Genomic DNA, 14,341 nt, shown 5'->3' with positions numbered 1-14,341 from the left:
GCTTCCGATCGTGGCAGCGCCTGGCTTCGGATCCGCCCTCCTAGTGCTTCACCGTCTCGGTCACGTGCGTCGTGTCGATGGTGATGCCCGGTCCCATCGTCGAAGACAGCGTGACGCTCTTGAGGTACTTGCCCTTGGCCGCCGCGGGCTTGGCCTTCACGACGCTGTCGACCAGCGCGTGGGCGTTTTCGATCAGGCTCTGCGCCGGGAACGACGCCTTCCCCACCGGGGCATGGATGATTCCCGTCTTGTCGACGCGAAACTCGACCTTGCCGGCCTTGATCTCGCGCACCGCCTGCGCGATGTTCGTGGTGACGGTGCCGGTCTTCGGATTCGGCATCAGCCCGCGCGGGCCGAGCACCTTGCCGAGCTTGCCGACCGCGCGCATCATGTCGGGGGTGGCGACCACCGCGTCGAAGTCCATGAAGCCGCCCTGAATCTTTTCGACCATCTCTTCGCCGCCGACATGGTCGGCACCGGCCGCCTGCGCCTCTTTCTGTTTGTCGGCGCCGGCAATCGCCAGCACCTTCTTGCTCTTGCCCAGTCCGTGCGGCAGCACGACGGTGCCGCGTACCATCTGATCGGCGTGCTTCGGGTCGACGCCGAGGCGAAGCGCCAGCTCGACGGTTTCGTCGAACTTCGCGAACTTCACCTTCTGCATCAATGGAATGGCTTCCTCGATGGTGTGCGGACGATCAGGCACGGCCTGCTTCGCCGCAGCGAATTTCTTTCCGGACGGCATACTTACCTCCGTGGTTCAAGCGGCCGCGACGCGGCCTCCCACTGTTGATTTGGAAATCTCGTAATGGGGAAATCTGGAAATTCACATTTCCACATTTCCACCTTCCCAAATTTCCAAATTCCGACTACCCGATGACGTCGATGCCCATCGAACGGGCCGTGCCGGCGACCGATTTGATCGCCGATTCGATCGTGTCGCAGTTGAGGTCGGGGAGCTTGGTCTTGGCGATCTCCTCGACCTGCTTCTTCGTCACGGTGCCGACTTTGGTCTTGTTCGGCTCGGCCGATCCCTTGGCCAGGTTCGCCGCGCGCTTCAGCAGGATCGCCGCCGGCGGCGTCTTCGTGATGAAGGAATAGGACCGGTCCGCGTAGACGGTGACGACGACCGGAATGATCAGCCCCTCGTCCTTGGCCGTCTTCGCGTTGAAGTTCTTGCAGAAGTCCATGATATTGACGCCGTGCGGACCGAGCGCGGTCCCGACCGGCGGCGCCGGGGTGGCTTTCCCCGCCGCTATCTGGAGCTTCACCATCGCCTGTACTTTTTTCGCCATGTTCTAGAGCTTCTCGACCTGCAAAAAATCCAGCTCGACCGGTGTCGACCGGCCGAAGATCGTCACCATGACCTTGAGCGTGTTGCGCTCGTTGTTCACCTCGTCCACCAGGCCGTTGAAGCTGGTGAACGGCCCTTCGTTGATGCGAACCTGATCGCCCTTTTCGAAGGAATACTTCGGCTTGGGCTTCTCGGCCGCCTCGGTGACCTGGTTGAGGATCTGGTCGACCTCCTCGCGGGTCAGCGGTGTCGGCTTGGCGCCGGCGCCGACGAAGCCGGTGACCTTCGGCGTGTTCTTGACCACGTGCCACGCGTGGTCGGACATGTGCATCTCGACCAGGATGTAGCCCGGGAAAAACCGCTTCGAGCTGACCACCTTCTTGCCGCCGCGCATTTCGGCGACTTGCTCGGTCGGGATCAGGATCTCGCCGATCTCGTCCTGCAGTCCGTAGGCGTTCACACGCTGTTCGAGCGACTCCTTGACCTTGTTCTCAAAGCCGGAGTAGGTGTGCACGATGTACCACTGTCTTGTCCGATCGTCCGTCATCGTTCCCATGCGTTACGCCGCGCTGAAGAGTTTGTAGACCCAGCCAAGGCCCTTGGCCAGGATCAGGTCCACCAGCCAGAGGTAGACGCCCATCGAGACCGAGAAGAGGATCACGACGATCGTCGTCGCGTAGACCTCCTTCTGAGAGGGCCACGTGACGCGGCCCATTTCGTTGCGGACCTCGGACAGGAAGCGGCGGGATTTTCCCCACCAGCCCGTCACGCTCTCGCGCGCCCGTCCCTGGAACGAGTCTTCGTTGGACTCCGCCATCGCCTTTGCCACTACCGTGAACCTCTTCTCGAACTGGCAGGACAGGAGGGAATCGAACCCCCAACCCCCGGTTTTGGAGACCGGTGCTCTGCCAATTGAGCTACTGTCCTAATCTTCCGAGGGGCTTGGCCCCTCGGACTCCCCTGCACCGTCGCTCGCTCGGCGCTTCGCCGCCTCGCTCCGCTCCGGTGGCTCGCGTCGCTGCGCTCGCTCGCATCGCCCAACCGACCAGGTTCGCGTCGCTGCGCTCACTCGTAACGCTCAACCGACCAGGCTCGCGTCGCCCAACCGACCAGGTTCGCGTCGCTGCGCTCGCTCGCATCGCTCAACCGACCAGGCTCGCGTCGCTGCGCTCACTCGTAACGCTCAGCCGAACTCTCCGGTGCCTCGCCTCGCTCAGTCGCACTACTTCGTTTCGCGGTGCGGCTTGTGGCAGCGGCAGAACCGGCAGTACTTCGACAGCTCGAGCCGCTCGCTCGTCTTCTTCTTGTTCTTCGTCGTGCTGTAATTGCGCCGCTTACATTCGGTGCACGCGAGCGCGATGATATCTCTCATGGCAAACCCCGTCAGCGACGACCCGCGACCGACGACGCCGATACCGCAGCGTCAGTCGTCGGCCGCCAGTCGTCAGTGACCGCTATTCGATGATCTCGCTGATCGTGCCGGCGCCGACCGTGCGGCCGCCTTCACGAATCGCGAACCGCGCGCCCGTCTCGAGCGCGACCGGCACGTGCAGCTCGGCGATGATTTCGGTGTTGTCGCCCGGCATCACCATCTCGACCCCCTCCGGCAGCTTGAGCGAGCCGGTCACGTCGGTCGTGCGGATGTAGAACTGCGGACGGTAGCCGTTGAAGAACGGCGTGTGACGGCCGCCCTCTTCCTTCGAGAGCACGTAGACCGTGCCCTTGAACTTCGTGTGCGGCTTGATCGAGCCGGGCTTGGCCAGCACCTGGCCGCGCTCGACGTCGGTCTTTTCCACGCCGCGGAGCAGGACGCCGACGTTGTCGCCGGCCACCCCCTCGTCGAGCAGCTTGCGGAACATCTCGACGCCGGTGACGATTTTCTTCTCGGTCGGCTTGAACCCGACGATCTCGATTTCCTCGCTGACCTTGACCTTGCCGCGCTCGATACGGCCGGTGACGACGGTGCCGCGGCCCGAGATCGAGAACACGTCTTCGATCGGCATCAGGAACGGCTTGTCGATTTCACGCTGCGGCATCGGGATGTAGGTGTCGAGCGCCTCCATCAGCTTGAGCACGGAATCGACGCCCGCCTGGTCGCCGTTGAGCGCGCCGAGCGCCGAGATGCGGACCACCGGAATGTCGTTGCCGGGGAAGCCGTAGGAGCTGAGGAGCTCGCGCACTTCGAGCTCGACGAGGTCCACCAGTTCCGCGTCGTCGACGGCGTCGACCTTGTTCAGGGCGACGACCATGTACGGCACGTTGACCTGCTTGGCGAGCAGCACGTGCTCGCGGGTCTGCGGCATCGGACCGTCGACGGCGCTGACCACCAGGATGGCGCCGTCCATCTGCGCCGCGCCGGTGATCATGTTCTTGATGTAGTCGGCGTGGCCCGGGCAGTCGACGTGCGCGTAGTGCCGGTTCGGGGTCGCATACTCGACGTGGCTCGTCGCAATCGTCAGGATCTTCGTCGCGTCGCGACGGCCCTGTGATTCCGAGGCCTTGGCGACCTCGTCATACGGCACGAACTTCGCCCAGCCCTTGTCGGCCGCGACCTTCGTCAGGGCGGCCGTCAAGGTCGTCTTGCCGTGGTCGATGTGGCCGATGGTCCCGACGTTGACGTGCGGTTTGGAACGATCGAATTTCTCTTTAGCCATGTCGTTATACCGTCCTCGCGTGTGTGTCCAACTTCGACAGTCCGCCTTGGCGCCCGACTTCACTCATCGCTTCGGCGAGACAGTTTTTTCGCGTGCTCCACCGCCGAAAAAACTGGAGCCGATGACCAGGATCGAACTGGTGACCTCGTCCTTACCAAGGACGCGCTCTGCCAACTGAGCTACATCGGCTTGAATCAGCTACCAGTTGCCAGTATCCAGCTCACCCCAGACCGCGTGCCAGCAGCGAATCCGACTTCGCGCGGCGCGTGCGAGGAACTGGAGCGGGAGACGGGGATCGAACCCGCGACCAACAGCTTGGAAGGCTGTGACTCTACCACTGAGTTACTCCCGCCTTCGCGGCTCGCCTGCCTCGCTTCGCTCGCCGCTTCGGCGCGGCAGGCCCGCTCACGTTCTTCATCACACCGACCGCCGCTCGCATCACCATCTGTGGCCGGCCATCCGAAGCCCCCTCCGCGCGACGCGCTGCCTGGGGGCGAAGGATGGTGGCGAGGGAAGGACTCGAACCTTCGAAGGCGCAAGGCCGACAGATTTACAGTCTGCTGCGTTTGACCGCTTCGCTACCTCGCCGATGCGTTGTCTGGCTGAAAACTTTCGAAACTCTTGCCCTTGCGCTGGCCTCTGGAAGATAGCTGGCGAAGGGATTCGAACCCCCGACCGGCTGATTACAAATCAGCTGCTCTACCGGACTGAGCTACGCCAGCCCAGACAAGAGAGTATTAATAGCACGCTCCGTGCCACCAGCGCAAGCGGGCGCGGCGCGCCTAGATACCACCCAGTGCCTAACTTGTTGCAAATACAATAGCTTAGGGCGCAGCGCTACGCTGGCGGACAATCTCATATAGTACCACAGCTGCCGCCACCGACACATTCAGGCTGTCCACGTGCCCGAGCATCGGGATCCGCACCAGCCGATCACACCGCTCACGCACCAGGCGGCGCAGCCCGGTCCCCTCGGCGCCCAGCACGACCGCGGAGGGCGCCGTCCAGTCCACGGCCGTGTGCAGGTCCGGGGCATCGCCGGCAAGCCCGATCGTCCAGACGTTCGCGTCTTTCAGTTCCTCGATCGCGCGCGCGATGTTCACCACGGTCGCGATCGGCAGGTGCGCGAGCGCGCCGGCGGACGCCTTGCCCACCACGCCGTCGAGCGCGGCGGCATGGCGCGCTTGTCGTATGACGCCGGTCGCCCCCGCGGCGTCGCAGGTTCTCAGTATCGCGCCGACGTTGTGTGGATCCTCGATGCCGTCGAGCACGACAATCAGGGGAGCGAGGGGCGCCGCGCGAGGCGGGAGAGAAACGAGTTCGGCGATCGAATAGTCGCGCGGCTCCTCGACGTCGGCCAGGACGCCCTGGTGCACGCCTCCTCTGGACGCACGCTCGAGCATCGCCGGATCGACGCGTTCGACGGCAACGCCCTGTCGTGCGGCAAGCGCCAGCACCTGGTCCATGCGCCTGTCGGCGCGGGCACTGACGCGCAGCCGTGTGACGCGCCCTGCTTTCAGCGCTTCGGCGACCGGATGAATGCCATAGACGAGCAACGCTGTCCTCGAAAATTCGCGCCTTGCGTCACGCCTCAGCGCGACGCCACCGCCGCCGCGAACGTCTTCGCGCGCTCGCGCGCGCTGGCGATCCTGGCCACGCCGGCATCGGCCGGCAGCGCCGCCCCCCGGTCCATCGCCGGGACCGCCAGATCCAGCTCGGGGCCGCCGCTGTCGCCGGTCAGCGCCGCGCGGATCGGATGGAACAGCGCCTTCCCCTTCTGCCCCGTCTTGTCCTTCACGCGGTTCGCCATCGCCCGGAACGCCTCGCGATCGAGGAGCGGGCCGTCGATCGCCTCAGCCAGCGCCGCCACCACCGCGCGCGCCCCAGGCTCGTGCAGGACCACGGCGACTTGCGGCCGATCGACGGCATGCACGGCGTCGTACTCGAACAGGAACGCGAGCCGATCGGGAATCTCCTCGAGCCGATCGACCGACCCCACCGCCATCGGCAGCAGCGACTCGAGGTAGGCGAGCGCCGCGTCGCTGCGCCGCTTGACGAACCCCTTCGCCTGGAAGAACCTGGCAGCCTCGGCGGCGATCCGCGCGGGCGCCGCCGCCTTCATGTAGTGGCGGTTCATCCAGGCCAGCTTGTCGGGATCGAACACGCCGGCGCTGTGCCCGACGTCTTCGATGGCGAAGCGACGCGCCATCTCGTCGAGCGGGATCAGCTCGGCATCGTGCGCCGGCTCGCCGCCGGGGCTGAGCGGCGACCAGCCGATCAGCGCCAGGTAGTTGATCAGCGCTTCCGGCAGCACCCCGCGTCCCCGGAACTCCGACACCGAGGTCGCGCCGTGGCGCTTCGACAGCGGCGTGTGATCCGGCCCCAGGACCAGCGAGAGGTGCGCGAACCGCGGCGTCGCGAACCCGAGCGCGCGGTAGAGCAGGATCTGGCGGGGCGTGTTCGAGATGTGGTCCTCGCCGCGGACCACGTCGGTCACTTCCATCAGCGCATCGTCGATCACCACCGCGAAGTTGTACTGCGGGCGCCCGTCGGAGCGGACGATCACGAAATCGCCGATGACGTCGCTGTTGAAGGTGACTTCGCCACGGACCAGGTCGTGAAAGGTCACGTCGATGTGCGCCGGCACGCGGAACCGGACGACCGCCCGTTCGCCGCCCTCGAGGCGCCGCCGCGCCTCGTCGGCCGGAATGCCGCAGCAGGTGCCCCGGTACTTCGGTGGACGGCCGGCGGCGAGATCTTTGCGGCGATCGTCTTCGAGTTTCTGCGGCGGGCAGAAGCAGTAGTAGGCCTGGCCGCCGGCCAGCAGCTCGTTGGCGTACGACGTGTACAGGTGCAGCCGCTCCGACTGCCGGTAGGGCCCCGACGCCCCGCCGACGTCCGGCCCCTCGTCCCATTCGAGGCCCAGCCAGCGCAGGTCCTGCAGGATGCTGTCTTCCGACTCCCTGGTCGAGCGCTCGGCGTCGGTGTCCTCGATGCGCAGGATGAAGGTGCCGTCGTGGCCGCGCGCGAGCAGCCAGTTGAAGAGCGCCGTGCGCGCGTTGCCGACGTGCAGCGAACCGGTCGGGCTCGGAGCGAAGCGGACTCTCACGATCGCGACCTCACCAGCGCGATCGCGTGGGCGGCAATCGCCTCACCGCGTCCGACCGCGTCCACGCCCTCGTTCGTCTTGCCCTTGACGCTGACCCGGTCGACGGCGGTGCCGACGGCGTCCGCGATGTTGCGACGCATCTGCTCGATCGCGTCCTTGATCTTGGGCCGCTCCAGGACGACCGTGACGTCGACGTTCCCCACTTCGTAGCCCGCCTCGTGCACCATGCGCGTCGCGTCCCGCAGCAGCGCGAGGCTGTCGGCCCCTTTCCAGCGGGGATCGGAGTCGGGGAAATGCCGGCCGATGTCACCGAGGCCGACCGCGCCGAGCAGGGCATCGGTCACCGCGTGACAGGCGACGTCGCCGTCGGAGTGGCCGAGCGGTCCCCGCTCGAACGGGATCACCACCCCGGCGACGACGAGCGGCCGGCCCTCGACCAGCCGGTGCAGATCGTAGCCGGTACCGGCGCGGCCGGTGCGCGCCGGCCTGCCGGCGGCGGTGCGCGCGCGCGCCGCGGCCAGATCCTCGCCGCTCGTGATCTTCACGTTTCCGGGATCTCCCTCGACGACGTGCACGGTGAAGCCGGCGCGTTCGGCGAGCGCCGCCTCGTCGGTGGCGGCGACACCGCTGCGGCCGAGCGCAATCGCCTTCGCGAGGACGTCGCGCCGGAATCCCTGGGGCGTCTGCGCGAGGTAGATCGTCTCGCGCGGGATGGTGTCGAGAATCGTGCCGGTCGCGTCGACGCGTTTGACCGTGTCGCGCGAGCGCAGTGCGGCGATCGCGGCGCCGTGGGCGACCGCCGCGTCGATCGTGCGGTCGATCAGATCCGCGCTCACGAACGGCCGCGCCGCGTCGTGGATCAGCACGACGTCGCTCTCCTCGCTGACTATGTCGAAGGCGTTCGCCACCGAGTCCTGCCGGCGCTCGCCGCCGACCGCAGTGCGCAGCTCGGGGCGGGGCACGCTGGCGTCTCGGCTCAGCGCCAGCGGCGTGGCGGTTCCCTTCGGCAGCACGAGCACGACGGCGTCGATCCGCGGATGCGTGAAGAATGCCGCGACGCTGTGCTGCAACATCGTCCCGCCGCCGATGTCGATGAGCTGCTTGGGCTTGGCGGCGCCGAGGCGACGGCCGGCGCCGCCGGCGGCGATGATAGCGGTCACGTGCATGGGCAAGGCGTCAATTATATAGACCGCTCTCGTCCGCACGTCAGCCGGCGCCGGCCGCGACGACGTCGTGGACGCGGCCGGCGAGGGCGCGGGCCGCGTCCCGCGCGACGTCTGCCGTTTCGATCGGGTCGTGAACGACGAGCGACACCGCGCCAGGTCTCACCACCAGCTCCCCTTTGACCATCACCTGGCGGCTGCCGACGATGCTGAGGGGGACGACCGGCAAGCCGGCGTCGAGGGCAATCACGAACGAGCCGCCCTTGAACGGGGCCACCTGACCGTCGAGGCTGCGCGTGCCCTCGGGAAACACGATCAGCGAATGCCCCGCGCCGACCAGCCTCGCCATCTTCTTCACGCTGCTCGCGCCCGGCTTCGAACGGTCGACGAGCACGTGGCCGGTACGCCGCAGGTGCCAGCCCATGAAGGGGATCCGCCCGAGCGTCTCCTTCGCGATGATCCGCAGCTGGAACGGCAGCGAGGCGAACACGATCGGGATGTCGTAGATGCTCTGGTGATTGGCCGCGAAGACGTAGCTGCGCGACCGATCCAGGCGCTCGAGCCCTTCGACCCGCACGCTCACGCCGGTGGTCTTCAGAATCAGCCACGACCAGACGCGCGCGCAGCGGTGACCGACGTCGCCGCTCCGATCGACGAGCGTCGAGAGGATCGAGATCGTGCCCAGCACGATGGTGTAGAGGCTAATCGTCGGGATCAGGAAGAAGATCGTCCGCCACCAGTGCCATGGCTTCATGCCGCGTCACTTGGCATTCGATACCTTCTCGACCGTCGGCACGGGCGCGGCCGCGGCGACCGACGCGCCGCCCGACTCGATGAAACGGCCGAAGATCATCTTCCCGGCCGTCGTCTGCAGCACGCTCGTGACGACCACGTCGATGGTCTTGCCGATCATGCGCCGCGCGTTGTCGACCACCACCATCGTCCCGTCGTCCAGGTAGGCGACGCCCTGGTTGTACTCCTTGCCTTCCTTGAGAATGAAGACCTTCATGAACTCGCCCGGCAGCACCACGGGCTTGAGCGCATTGGCCAGCTCGTTGATGTTCAGCACGTCGACGCCGCGCAGCTGCGCCACCTTGTTCAGGTTGAAGTCGTTGGTGACGATCTTGCCCTGCAGCGACCGGCCGAGCTCGATCAGCTTGAGATCGACTTCGCGCACTTCCGGAAAATCGATATCGGAGATCATCACGTCGACGCCCGTCATCTTCTGGATCTTCTGCAGGATGTCGAGGCCGCGGCGGCCGCGGTTGCGCTTCATCGCGTCGGCCGAGTCGGCGACGAGCTGCAGTTCCTTCAGCACGAACTGTGGAATGACGAGCGTGCCGTCGAGAAAGCCGGTCTCACAGACATCGGCGATGCGGCCGTCGATGATCACGCTGGTGTCGAGAATGCGATAGCGCTTGGTCGGGCCGACGTCGCGGAAGAGGCCGGCCAGCCGCTGCGGCTCGAGCCACTCGCCTTTGCGCGCTCCCATGACGATGCCGAGATAGGGGAAGACGAGCAGGATGAAGCTGTGGAAGAATCCGACCCGATTGTCCGAGGCGTCGATGAAGAACAGTGCGGCGCTGATCGTCTTGGCGAGCCCGAGGCCGATCGCGCCGCCGATGAGGGCACCGAGCAGGTCGGTGACCTCGGTCTGCCGCAGGCGCGTCTCGATCAGGATGACGGTGGCGCCGAGCAGCCCGCCGACCGCGATATTGGGTACGAATGCCGCATGGAACGGCCGGAGGATGGCCGCCGCCCACGCCACGGCGGCCAGGAACAACGCCCGCACGAACAGCTGCCAGGCCATGAAAGTCTCCGCGAGATGAATGCGAACCGCTATGAAATGACGCGACCTTGGGTAATGATACCCCGCACCTGAATGGATCTCGCAGCAGTCCTGGCCCTCACGGCCGCACTGTGGCAGGCGCTCCCGCACGGCGACACGGTGTGGGACCTGCTCGAAACCGTCGCGCCGTTCGCGTTCACCGAACCGATGAACACGGGCGGGACGGTGACCGGCGTTCCGCTGTTCGCCGGCAGTGAAGCCAGCTCGTGGACGCAGACGACGTTCCGGCTCGGCATCGCCGACGTCACGGATCCGGGCACCGGCGGCCGGCCGCTGCTCTATCCCGATCTCTCGCTCGTCGACCACATCCGGCTGACGACCGCCGGCACGGATCTTCGCTCCGGTACGCCGGGACCACTCATCACCTTGGTGCCGAAGGCCGGCGGCGCGACGTGGCACCGAACGGTGGCGGTAGCGTTCTCCCCCTCACCGTTCCAGGCCGAGGGCTCCAGCGCGACGCCGCCGAAGGCGCGCCTGAGCGCGCTCGGACGCGCGCAGGCCGACGCCGGCGGCCCGCTCACGACGCGCACGCATCTCTTCGCGACCGCCGCCGGCACCTCGTCCTCGCACGTCGAGCAGCACGATGCTTTCACGCTGCCGGGCGACGTGCTGTCGTTCGCCGCGCATCCGACCTTCGAGCTCGGCGGCAATCGCCACGCCGACCTGTCGACGTGGCTCCAGCAGACGAAGACGGCGTTTCCGGGCCGCGCGCTGCTGCGCGATCGCAACGCGGACGCCACGCAGCTCTATGGCGGCATCTCCGGGAGCTGGCGGTCCGGCGTCGAGCGCCTCGTCGAGGTCAGCGCCGCCTACGCCGCGACGCGGTTGACGCCAGGGCCGCCGCCGGCCGCCGCCCGCGGCACGGTCGATCGTGTTCTCGACGATCCGGTCGAGGTGCTCGCCGACATCACCGGCGGCAGCCGTTCGCGCGGATCGATCGCCGCGACGTTCGAGACCGGCACGCGCGTGCATCTCAGCAGCGGCGTCAGCCTGGCTGGCGCCGGCATGCACGCGTCGCCGTTTGGAACCGGCCTCATCGGCGAAACGGTCGACGGCCTCCCGGCGCGCGCCTGGGACTACGGTCTCGCCGGCGAGGTGCATCGATCGGAAACCGCGGCCACCGCGTACGCGTCGGCGCAGGCGCAGCTGATCGACACCCTGGAAATCGACGGCGGCCTGCGGTTGGAGCACGTCGCCGGCAGCGCGCACGGCGCGCCGGCGGGCATCGCATGGACGTCACTCGAGCCGCGCCTGGTGCTCCACTACGCGCGGGGCCCGTTCTCCGGATTCATCGGTGCCCGGCGCTACCACCCCGCGCTCACCCTCTCCACGCTCGCCAACGGCGACCCGGCGGGGCTGTCCGGACGATCGTATTTGTGGACGGATCGCAACGGCGACGGACAGGTGCAGCCTGACGAAGTGGGCGCGCTCGTCTCGCTGGCGGGCCCGGGCAGCCCGACGCCGGGGTTCTCGACGATCGATCCGGCCATCAAGCGGCCGCACATCGACGAACTGCAGGTGGCGATCGACTTCCACATCAAGCCGTGGGTGTCGCTCCGCTTCAGCGGCGCGTCGCACAAAGGCGGCGATCTGATCGGCCGGTTCGACACCGGCGTTCCGTTCGACGCCTACAGCGTGCGCTACCAGTTCGATCCCGGCCTCAACCTCGGCGGTCCCGAAGACGATCAGATGCTGCCGGTCTACAGCCGCCCGCCGGCCACCTTCGGCGCCGATCGCTACGTCCTGCAGACGATTCCGAACGTGAAGTCGACCTATGGCGGGCTGTATGTCGCGGTGCTGTTCGAGAAGTCGCCGCGCTGGCACCTGCTCGCCGCCGCGACGGCGTTGCACTCGTACGCGCCGGCGGCGTTCCGCGGGCACCTGCCCTCCGAGAACGACGAACTCGTCGTCGGCGATTCGTACAGCGATCCGAACGCGAACACCTACTCCGAGGGGCGCACGCTCTTCGATCGCGGCTACGGCCTCAAGGTCGCGACCGCCTATAACGCGCCGCACCGCTTCACGCTGGCGGCGGTCGGGCGTTACGCCGACGGCCAGAACTTCGCACGCCTCGTCGTCGTCCCCGACCTGCCGCAGGGCCCGGACATCGTTCGCGCGTATGCCAACGGCAAGAGCAAGTTCACCTTCACGGCGACGCTCGATTTGCGCGTCCAGAAGATGATGACCTGGGGCGGACGCGACGTCGCGTTGGGGCTCGAGAGTTACAACCTCACCAACCTTCGCAACGAGGTGGAGGAAGTGGTCGTCACCGGCCCGCTGTGGCGGCAGCCGACCTACACGCAACCGCCGCGCGTCATCCGGCTGACGGTGAGCACGTCATTCTGAGCGGCCGGCCCGCCGGCCACCGGAGGCCGGCGCCTGACGTAGAATTCCCGGCGTGGACGCGGAGGCTGCCGACGAACTCATCGCGATCGGGCGCCGGTTCGATGCGCGCGGCTGGGTGCTCGGCACCAGCGGCAACTTCAGCAGGGTGGTGAGCCGACATCCGCTGCGCCTGGCGATCACCCGCAGCGGCTCGCACAAGGGAGCGCTGACGCGGGACGACATCGTCGAATACGAGGACGGCCGGATCGTGTCTGGCCGCGGCGCCTCGTCGGCCGAGACGCCGCTCCACCTCGAGATCGCCGCGAAGCGCGCCGCCGGCTGCGTGCTGCATACCCACTCGATCTGGAGCACGCTCCTGTCCGATCGCTACGCGGAGGGCGGCGGCATCCCGATCGAGGGCTACGAGATGCTCAAGGGGCTGTCCGGCGTCGGCACCCACGAACACCGCGAGTGGCTGCCGATTCTCGCCAACGATCAGGACATGACGCGGCTGGGCGCCGCCGTGGCCCGCGTCCTCGACGAGCAGTCGGCCTGCCACGGTTTCCTGCTCCGCCGCCACGGGTTGTACACTTGGGGAGGGACGATCGCGGAGGCCGCCAGGCACGTCGAGATCCTGGAGTTTCTGCTCGAAAGCGTCGCCCGCTCGAAGGAGGCCGCGTCATGGCACTCGTGAGAATCGGCGGACGGAGGACGGATGCGGACGGAGAGAACGGCGAAGCCGTCCTCTCGGATTGCGCCGAGGTCACCACATTTCTCGCCCGTCACGGCATCGACTACGAGCGCTGGACGCCCGAGCACGCGATCGCGGCCGACGCCCCGGCCGACGCCATCCTCGCCGCCTACGCGCGGGAGATCGACGCGCTCAAGGCACGCGGCGGCTATGTCACCGCCGACGTGATCGACGTCACGGCCGAGACGCCGAATCTCGACATGATGCTCGCCAGGTTCAGCCGCGAACACTGGCACGATGAAGACGAAGTTCGCTTCATCATCGAGGGCCGCGGCCTCTTCCACGTCCATCCGTCAGACGGACCGGTCTTTGCGATCGAGGTGGAAGGCGGCGATCTGATCCGCGTCCCCCGCGGCACCCAGCACTGGTTCGATCTGTGCGGCGAGCGACGGATCCGCGCCATCCGGCTGTTCCAGGACACGTCGGGCTGGACGCCGCACTATACGGAGAGCGGCGTCGACAAGGGGTTCGAGCCGGTCTGCTTCGGCCCCGCCTACGTCGGCCGCCGGTAGTGATCCTGCTCGACATCGAAGGCACGACGACGCCAATCGCGTTCGTCGCCGGGATTCTGTTTCCCTACGCCCGAACCCACCTGCCGCTCTACCTCACACAGCACGCCGACACGCCCGAGTCCCGCCGTATCCTCGCGAGCCTGCGCGCCGAGTACGACCACGACGCCGAGGCTCGCCGCCAACTGCCAGACTGGTCGCCCTGGCCGTACCTCGCGTGGCTGATGGATCGCGATCGCAAATCGGCCGCGCTGAAGGAGCTGCAAGGGTTCGTCTGGGAAGAGGGCTATCGCGATGGCACGCTCGTCGGCGAGCTCTTTCCGGACGTCGCCGCGGCGCTGTCGCTCTGGCGCGACGCGGCGATTCAGGTCGGCATCTACTCATCCGGCAGCGTTCGTGCGCAGCAGTGGCTGTTCCGTTGCTCCACCGCCGGTGATCTCACGCCGTTGCTGTCGTGGCACTTCGACACGACCGTCGGCGCCAAGCGCAACGCCGCCAGCTACACGCGCATCGCCGCCGACGTGTGCCTGCCGCCCGGCGGGATCCTGTTCGTATCGGACGTCGCCGCGGAGCTCGACGCGGCACGCCAGGCGGGCATGGCGACCGCGCTGATCGTGCGCCCGGGAAACGCGGCCCAGCCCGACAGCTGTCACCGGGTGATCAGCAGTCTGCTGGATCTGCGTCCCTGAG

15 protein-coding genes and 5 tRNA genes are annotated in these 14,341 nt (G+C 67.2%); 4 read left to right on the top strand and 16 right to left on the bottom strand.

Annotated elements, in window-relative coordinates:
• Window positions 1-40 precede the first annotated feature (40 nt).
• From rplA to VGI12_08930, 16 genes are all read right to left on the bottom strand, one after another.
• Window positions 41-742 carry a 50S ribosomal protein L1 gene (rplA, locus tag VGI12_09005; protein HEY2432797.1) on the bottom strand — a complete coding sequence of 234 codons (702 nt, stop codon included), beginning with the start codon at window positions 740-742 and terminating at the stop codon, window positions 41-43.
• A 124-nt stretch (window positions 743-866) separates the two neighbouring features.
• A complete protein-coding gene (rplK, locus tag VGI12_09000; protein HEY2432796.1) occupies window positions 867-1,292 on the bottom strand; it encodes a 50S ribosomal protein L11 in 426 nt (141 codons plus the stop codon).
• Window positions 1,293-1,295: 3 nt separating this feature from the next.
• A complete protein-coding gene (gene nusG / locus VGI12_08995) occupies window positions 1,296-1,838 on the bottom strand; it encodes a transcription termination/antitermination protein NusG (protein HEY2432795.1) in 543 nt (180 codons plus the stop codon).
• Window positions 1,839-1,850: 12 nt separating this feature from the next.
• Window positions 1,851-2,120, bottom strand: a complete 270-nt coding sequence (gene secE, locus VGI12_08990; GenBank protein HEY2432794.1) for a preprotein translocase subunit SecE — start codon at window positions 2,118-2,120, stop codon at window positions 1,851-1,853.
• Window positions 2,121-2,142: 22 nt separating this feature from the next.
• Window positions 2,143-2,218 (bottom strand) — tRNA-Trp (locus VGI12_08985).
• A gap of 295 nt (window positions 2,219-2,513) precedes the next feature.
• Complete coding sequence (gene rpmG / locus VGI12_08980) at window positions 2,514-2,663, bottom strand: 50S ribosomal protein L33 (GenBank protein ID HEY2432793.1); 150 nt, start codon at window positions 2,661-2,663, stop codon at window positions 2,514-2,516.
• Between the two features lie 82 nt (window positions 2,664-2,745).
• Window positions 2,746-3,945, bottom strand: coding sequence for an elongation factor Tu (tuf, locus tag VGI12_08975; protein ID HEY2432792.1), 1,200 nt, complete (start codon window positions 3,943-3,945; stop codon window positions 2,746-2,748).
• Between the two features lie 113 nt (window positions 3,946-4,058).
• Window positions 4,059-4,134 (bottom strand) — tRNA-Thr (locus VGI12_08970).
• A gap of 88 nt (window positions 4,135-4,222) precedes the next feature.
• A tRNA-Gly gene (locus tag VGI12_08965) sits at window positions 4,223-4,297 on the bottom strand.
• Between the two features lie 149 nt (window positions 4,298-4,446).
• Window positions 4,447-4,533, bottom strand: a tRNA-Tyr gene (locus tag VGI12_08960).
• Between the two features lie 60 nt (window positions 4,534-4,593).
• Window positions 4,594-4,667, bottom strand: a tRNA-Thr gene (locus VGI12_08955).
• 102 nt (window positions 4,668-4,769) lie between these two features.
• Window positions 4,770-5,501, bottom strand: coding sequence for a 23S rRNA (guanosine(2251)-2'-O)-methyltransferase RlmB (gene rlmB, locus VGI12_08950; GenBank protein HEY2432791.1), 732 nt, complete (start codon window positions 5,499-5,501; stop codon window positions 4,770-4,772).
• A 35-nt stretch (window positions 5,502-5,536) separates the two neighbouring features.
• Window positions 5,537-7,054 carry a glutamate--tRNA ligase gene (gene gltX, locus VGI12_08945; GenBank protein ID HEY2432790.1) on the bottom strand — a complete coding sequence of 506 codons (1,518 nt, stop codon included), beginning with the start codon at window positions 7,052-7,054 and terminating at the stop codon, window positions 5,537-5,539.
• A complete protein-coding gene (gene ispD / locus VGI12_08940) occupies window positions 7,051-8,220 on the bottom strand; it encodes a 2-C-methyl-D-erythritol 4-phosphate cytidylyltransferase (GenBank protein HEY2432789.1) in 1,170 nt (389 codons plus the stop codon). The genes gltX and ispD overlap by 4 nt, the downstream gene beginning before the upstream one ends.
• Window positions 8,221-8,260: 40 nt before the next feature.
• Window positions 8,261-8,971 (bottom strand): lysophospholipid acyltransferase family protein, encoded by a 711-nt coding sequence (locus VGI12_08935; GenBank protein ID HEY2432788.1) that lies wholly within the window; start codon window positions 8,969-8,971, stop codon window positions 8,261-8,263.
• Between the two features lie 6 nt (window positions 8,972-8,977).
• Window positions 8,978-10,027 carry a PIN domain-containing protein gene (locus tag VGI12_08930; protein HEY2432787.1) on the bottom strand — a complete coding sequence of 350 codons (1,050 nt, stop codon included), beginning with the start codon at window positions 10,025-10,027 and terminating at the stop codon, window positions 8,978-8,980.
• A gap of 72 nt (window positions 10,028-10,099) precedes the next feature.
• On the opposite strand from VGI12_08930, the gene VGI12_08925 reads away from it, so the two are divergent.
• From VGI12_08925 to mtnC, 4 genes are read left to right on the top strand one after another with little or no spacing between them, the layout of a single operon-like run.
• Window positions 10,100-12,412 carry a hypothetical protein gene (locus VGI12_08925; protein ID HEY2432786.1) on the top strand — a complete coding sequence of 771 codons (2,313 nt, stop codon included), beginning with the start codon at window positions 10,100-10,102 and terminating at the stop codon, window positions 12,410-12,412.
• A gap of 52 nt (window positions 12,413-12,464) precedes the next feature.
• Window positions 12,465-13,085: a methylthioribulose 1-phosphate dehydratase gene (mtnB, locus tag VGI12_08920; GenBank protein ID HEY2432785.1), complete on the top strand. Its 621-nt coding sequence runs from the start codon at window positions 12,465-12,467 to the stop codon at window positions 13,083-13,085.
• The gene (locus tag VGI12_08915; protein ID HEY2432784.1) at window positions 13,073-13,654 is read left to right on the top strand and encodes a cupin domain-containing protein; all 582 of its coding nucleotides are present in this window, start codon (window positions 13,073-13,075) and stop codon (window positions 13,652-13,654) included. The genes mtnB and VGI12_08915 overlap by 13 nt, the downstream gene beginning before the upstream one ends.
• Window positions 13,654-14,340: an acireductone synthase gene (mtnC, locus tag VGI12_08910; GenBank protein ID HEY2432783.1), complete on the top strand. Its 687-nt coding sequence runs from the start codon at window positions 13,654-13,656 to the stop codon at window positions 14,338-14,340. Before VGI12_08915 ends, mtnC begins: the two co-directional genes overlap by 1 nt.
• The last annotated feature ends 1 nt before the right edge of the window (window position 14,341 follow it).

It is taken from the genome of Vicinamibacterales bacterium (assembly GCA_036496585.1).
GTDB lineage: Bacteria > Acidobacteriota > Vicinamibacteria > Vicinamibacterales > 2-12-FULL-66-21 > JAICSD01.
Note: the sequence above shows the minus strand (reverse complement) of the source record. Positions and strands in the feature narration are given on the sequence as shown.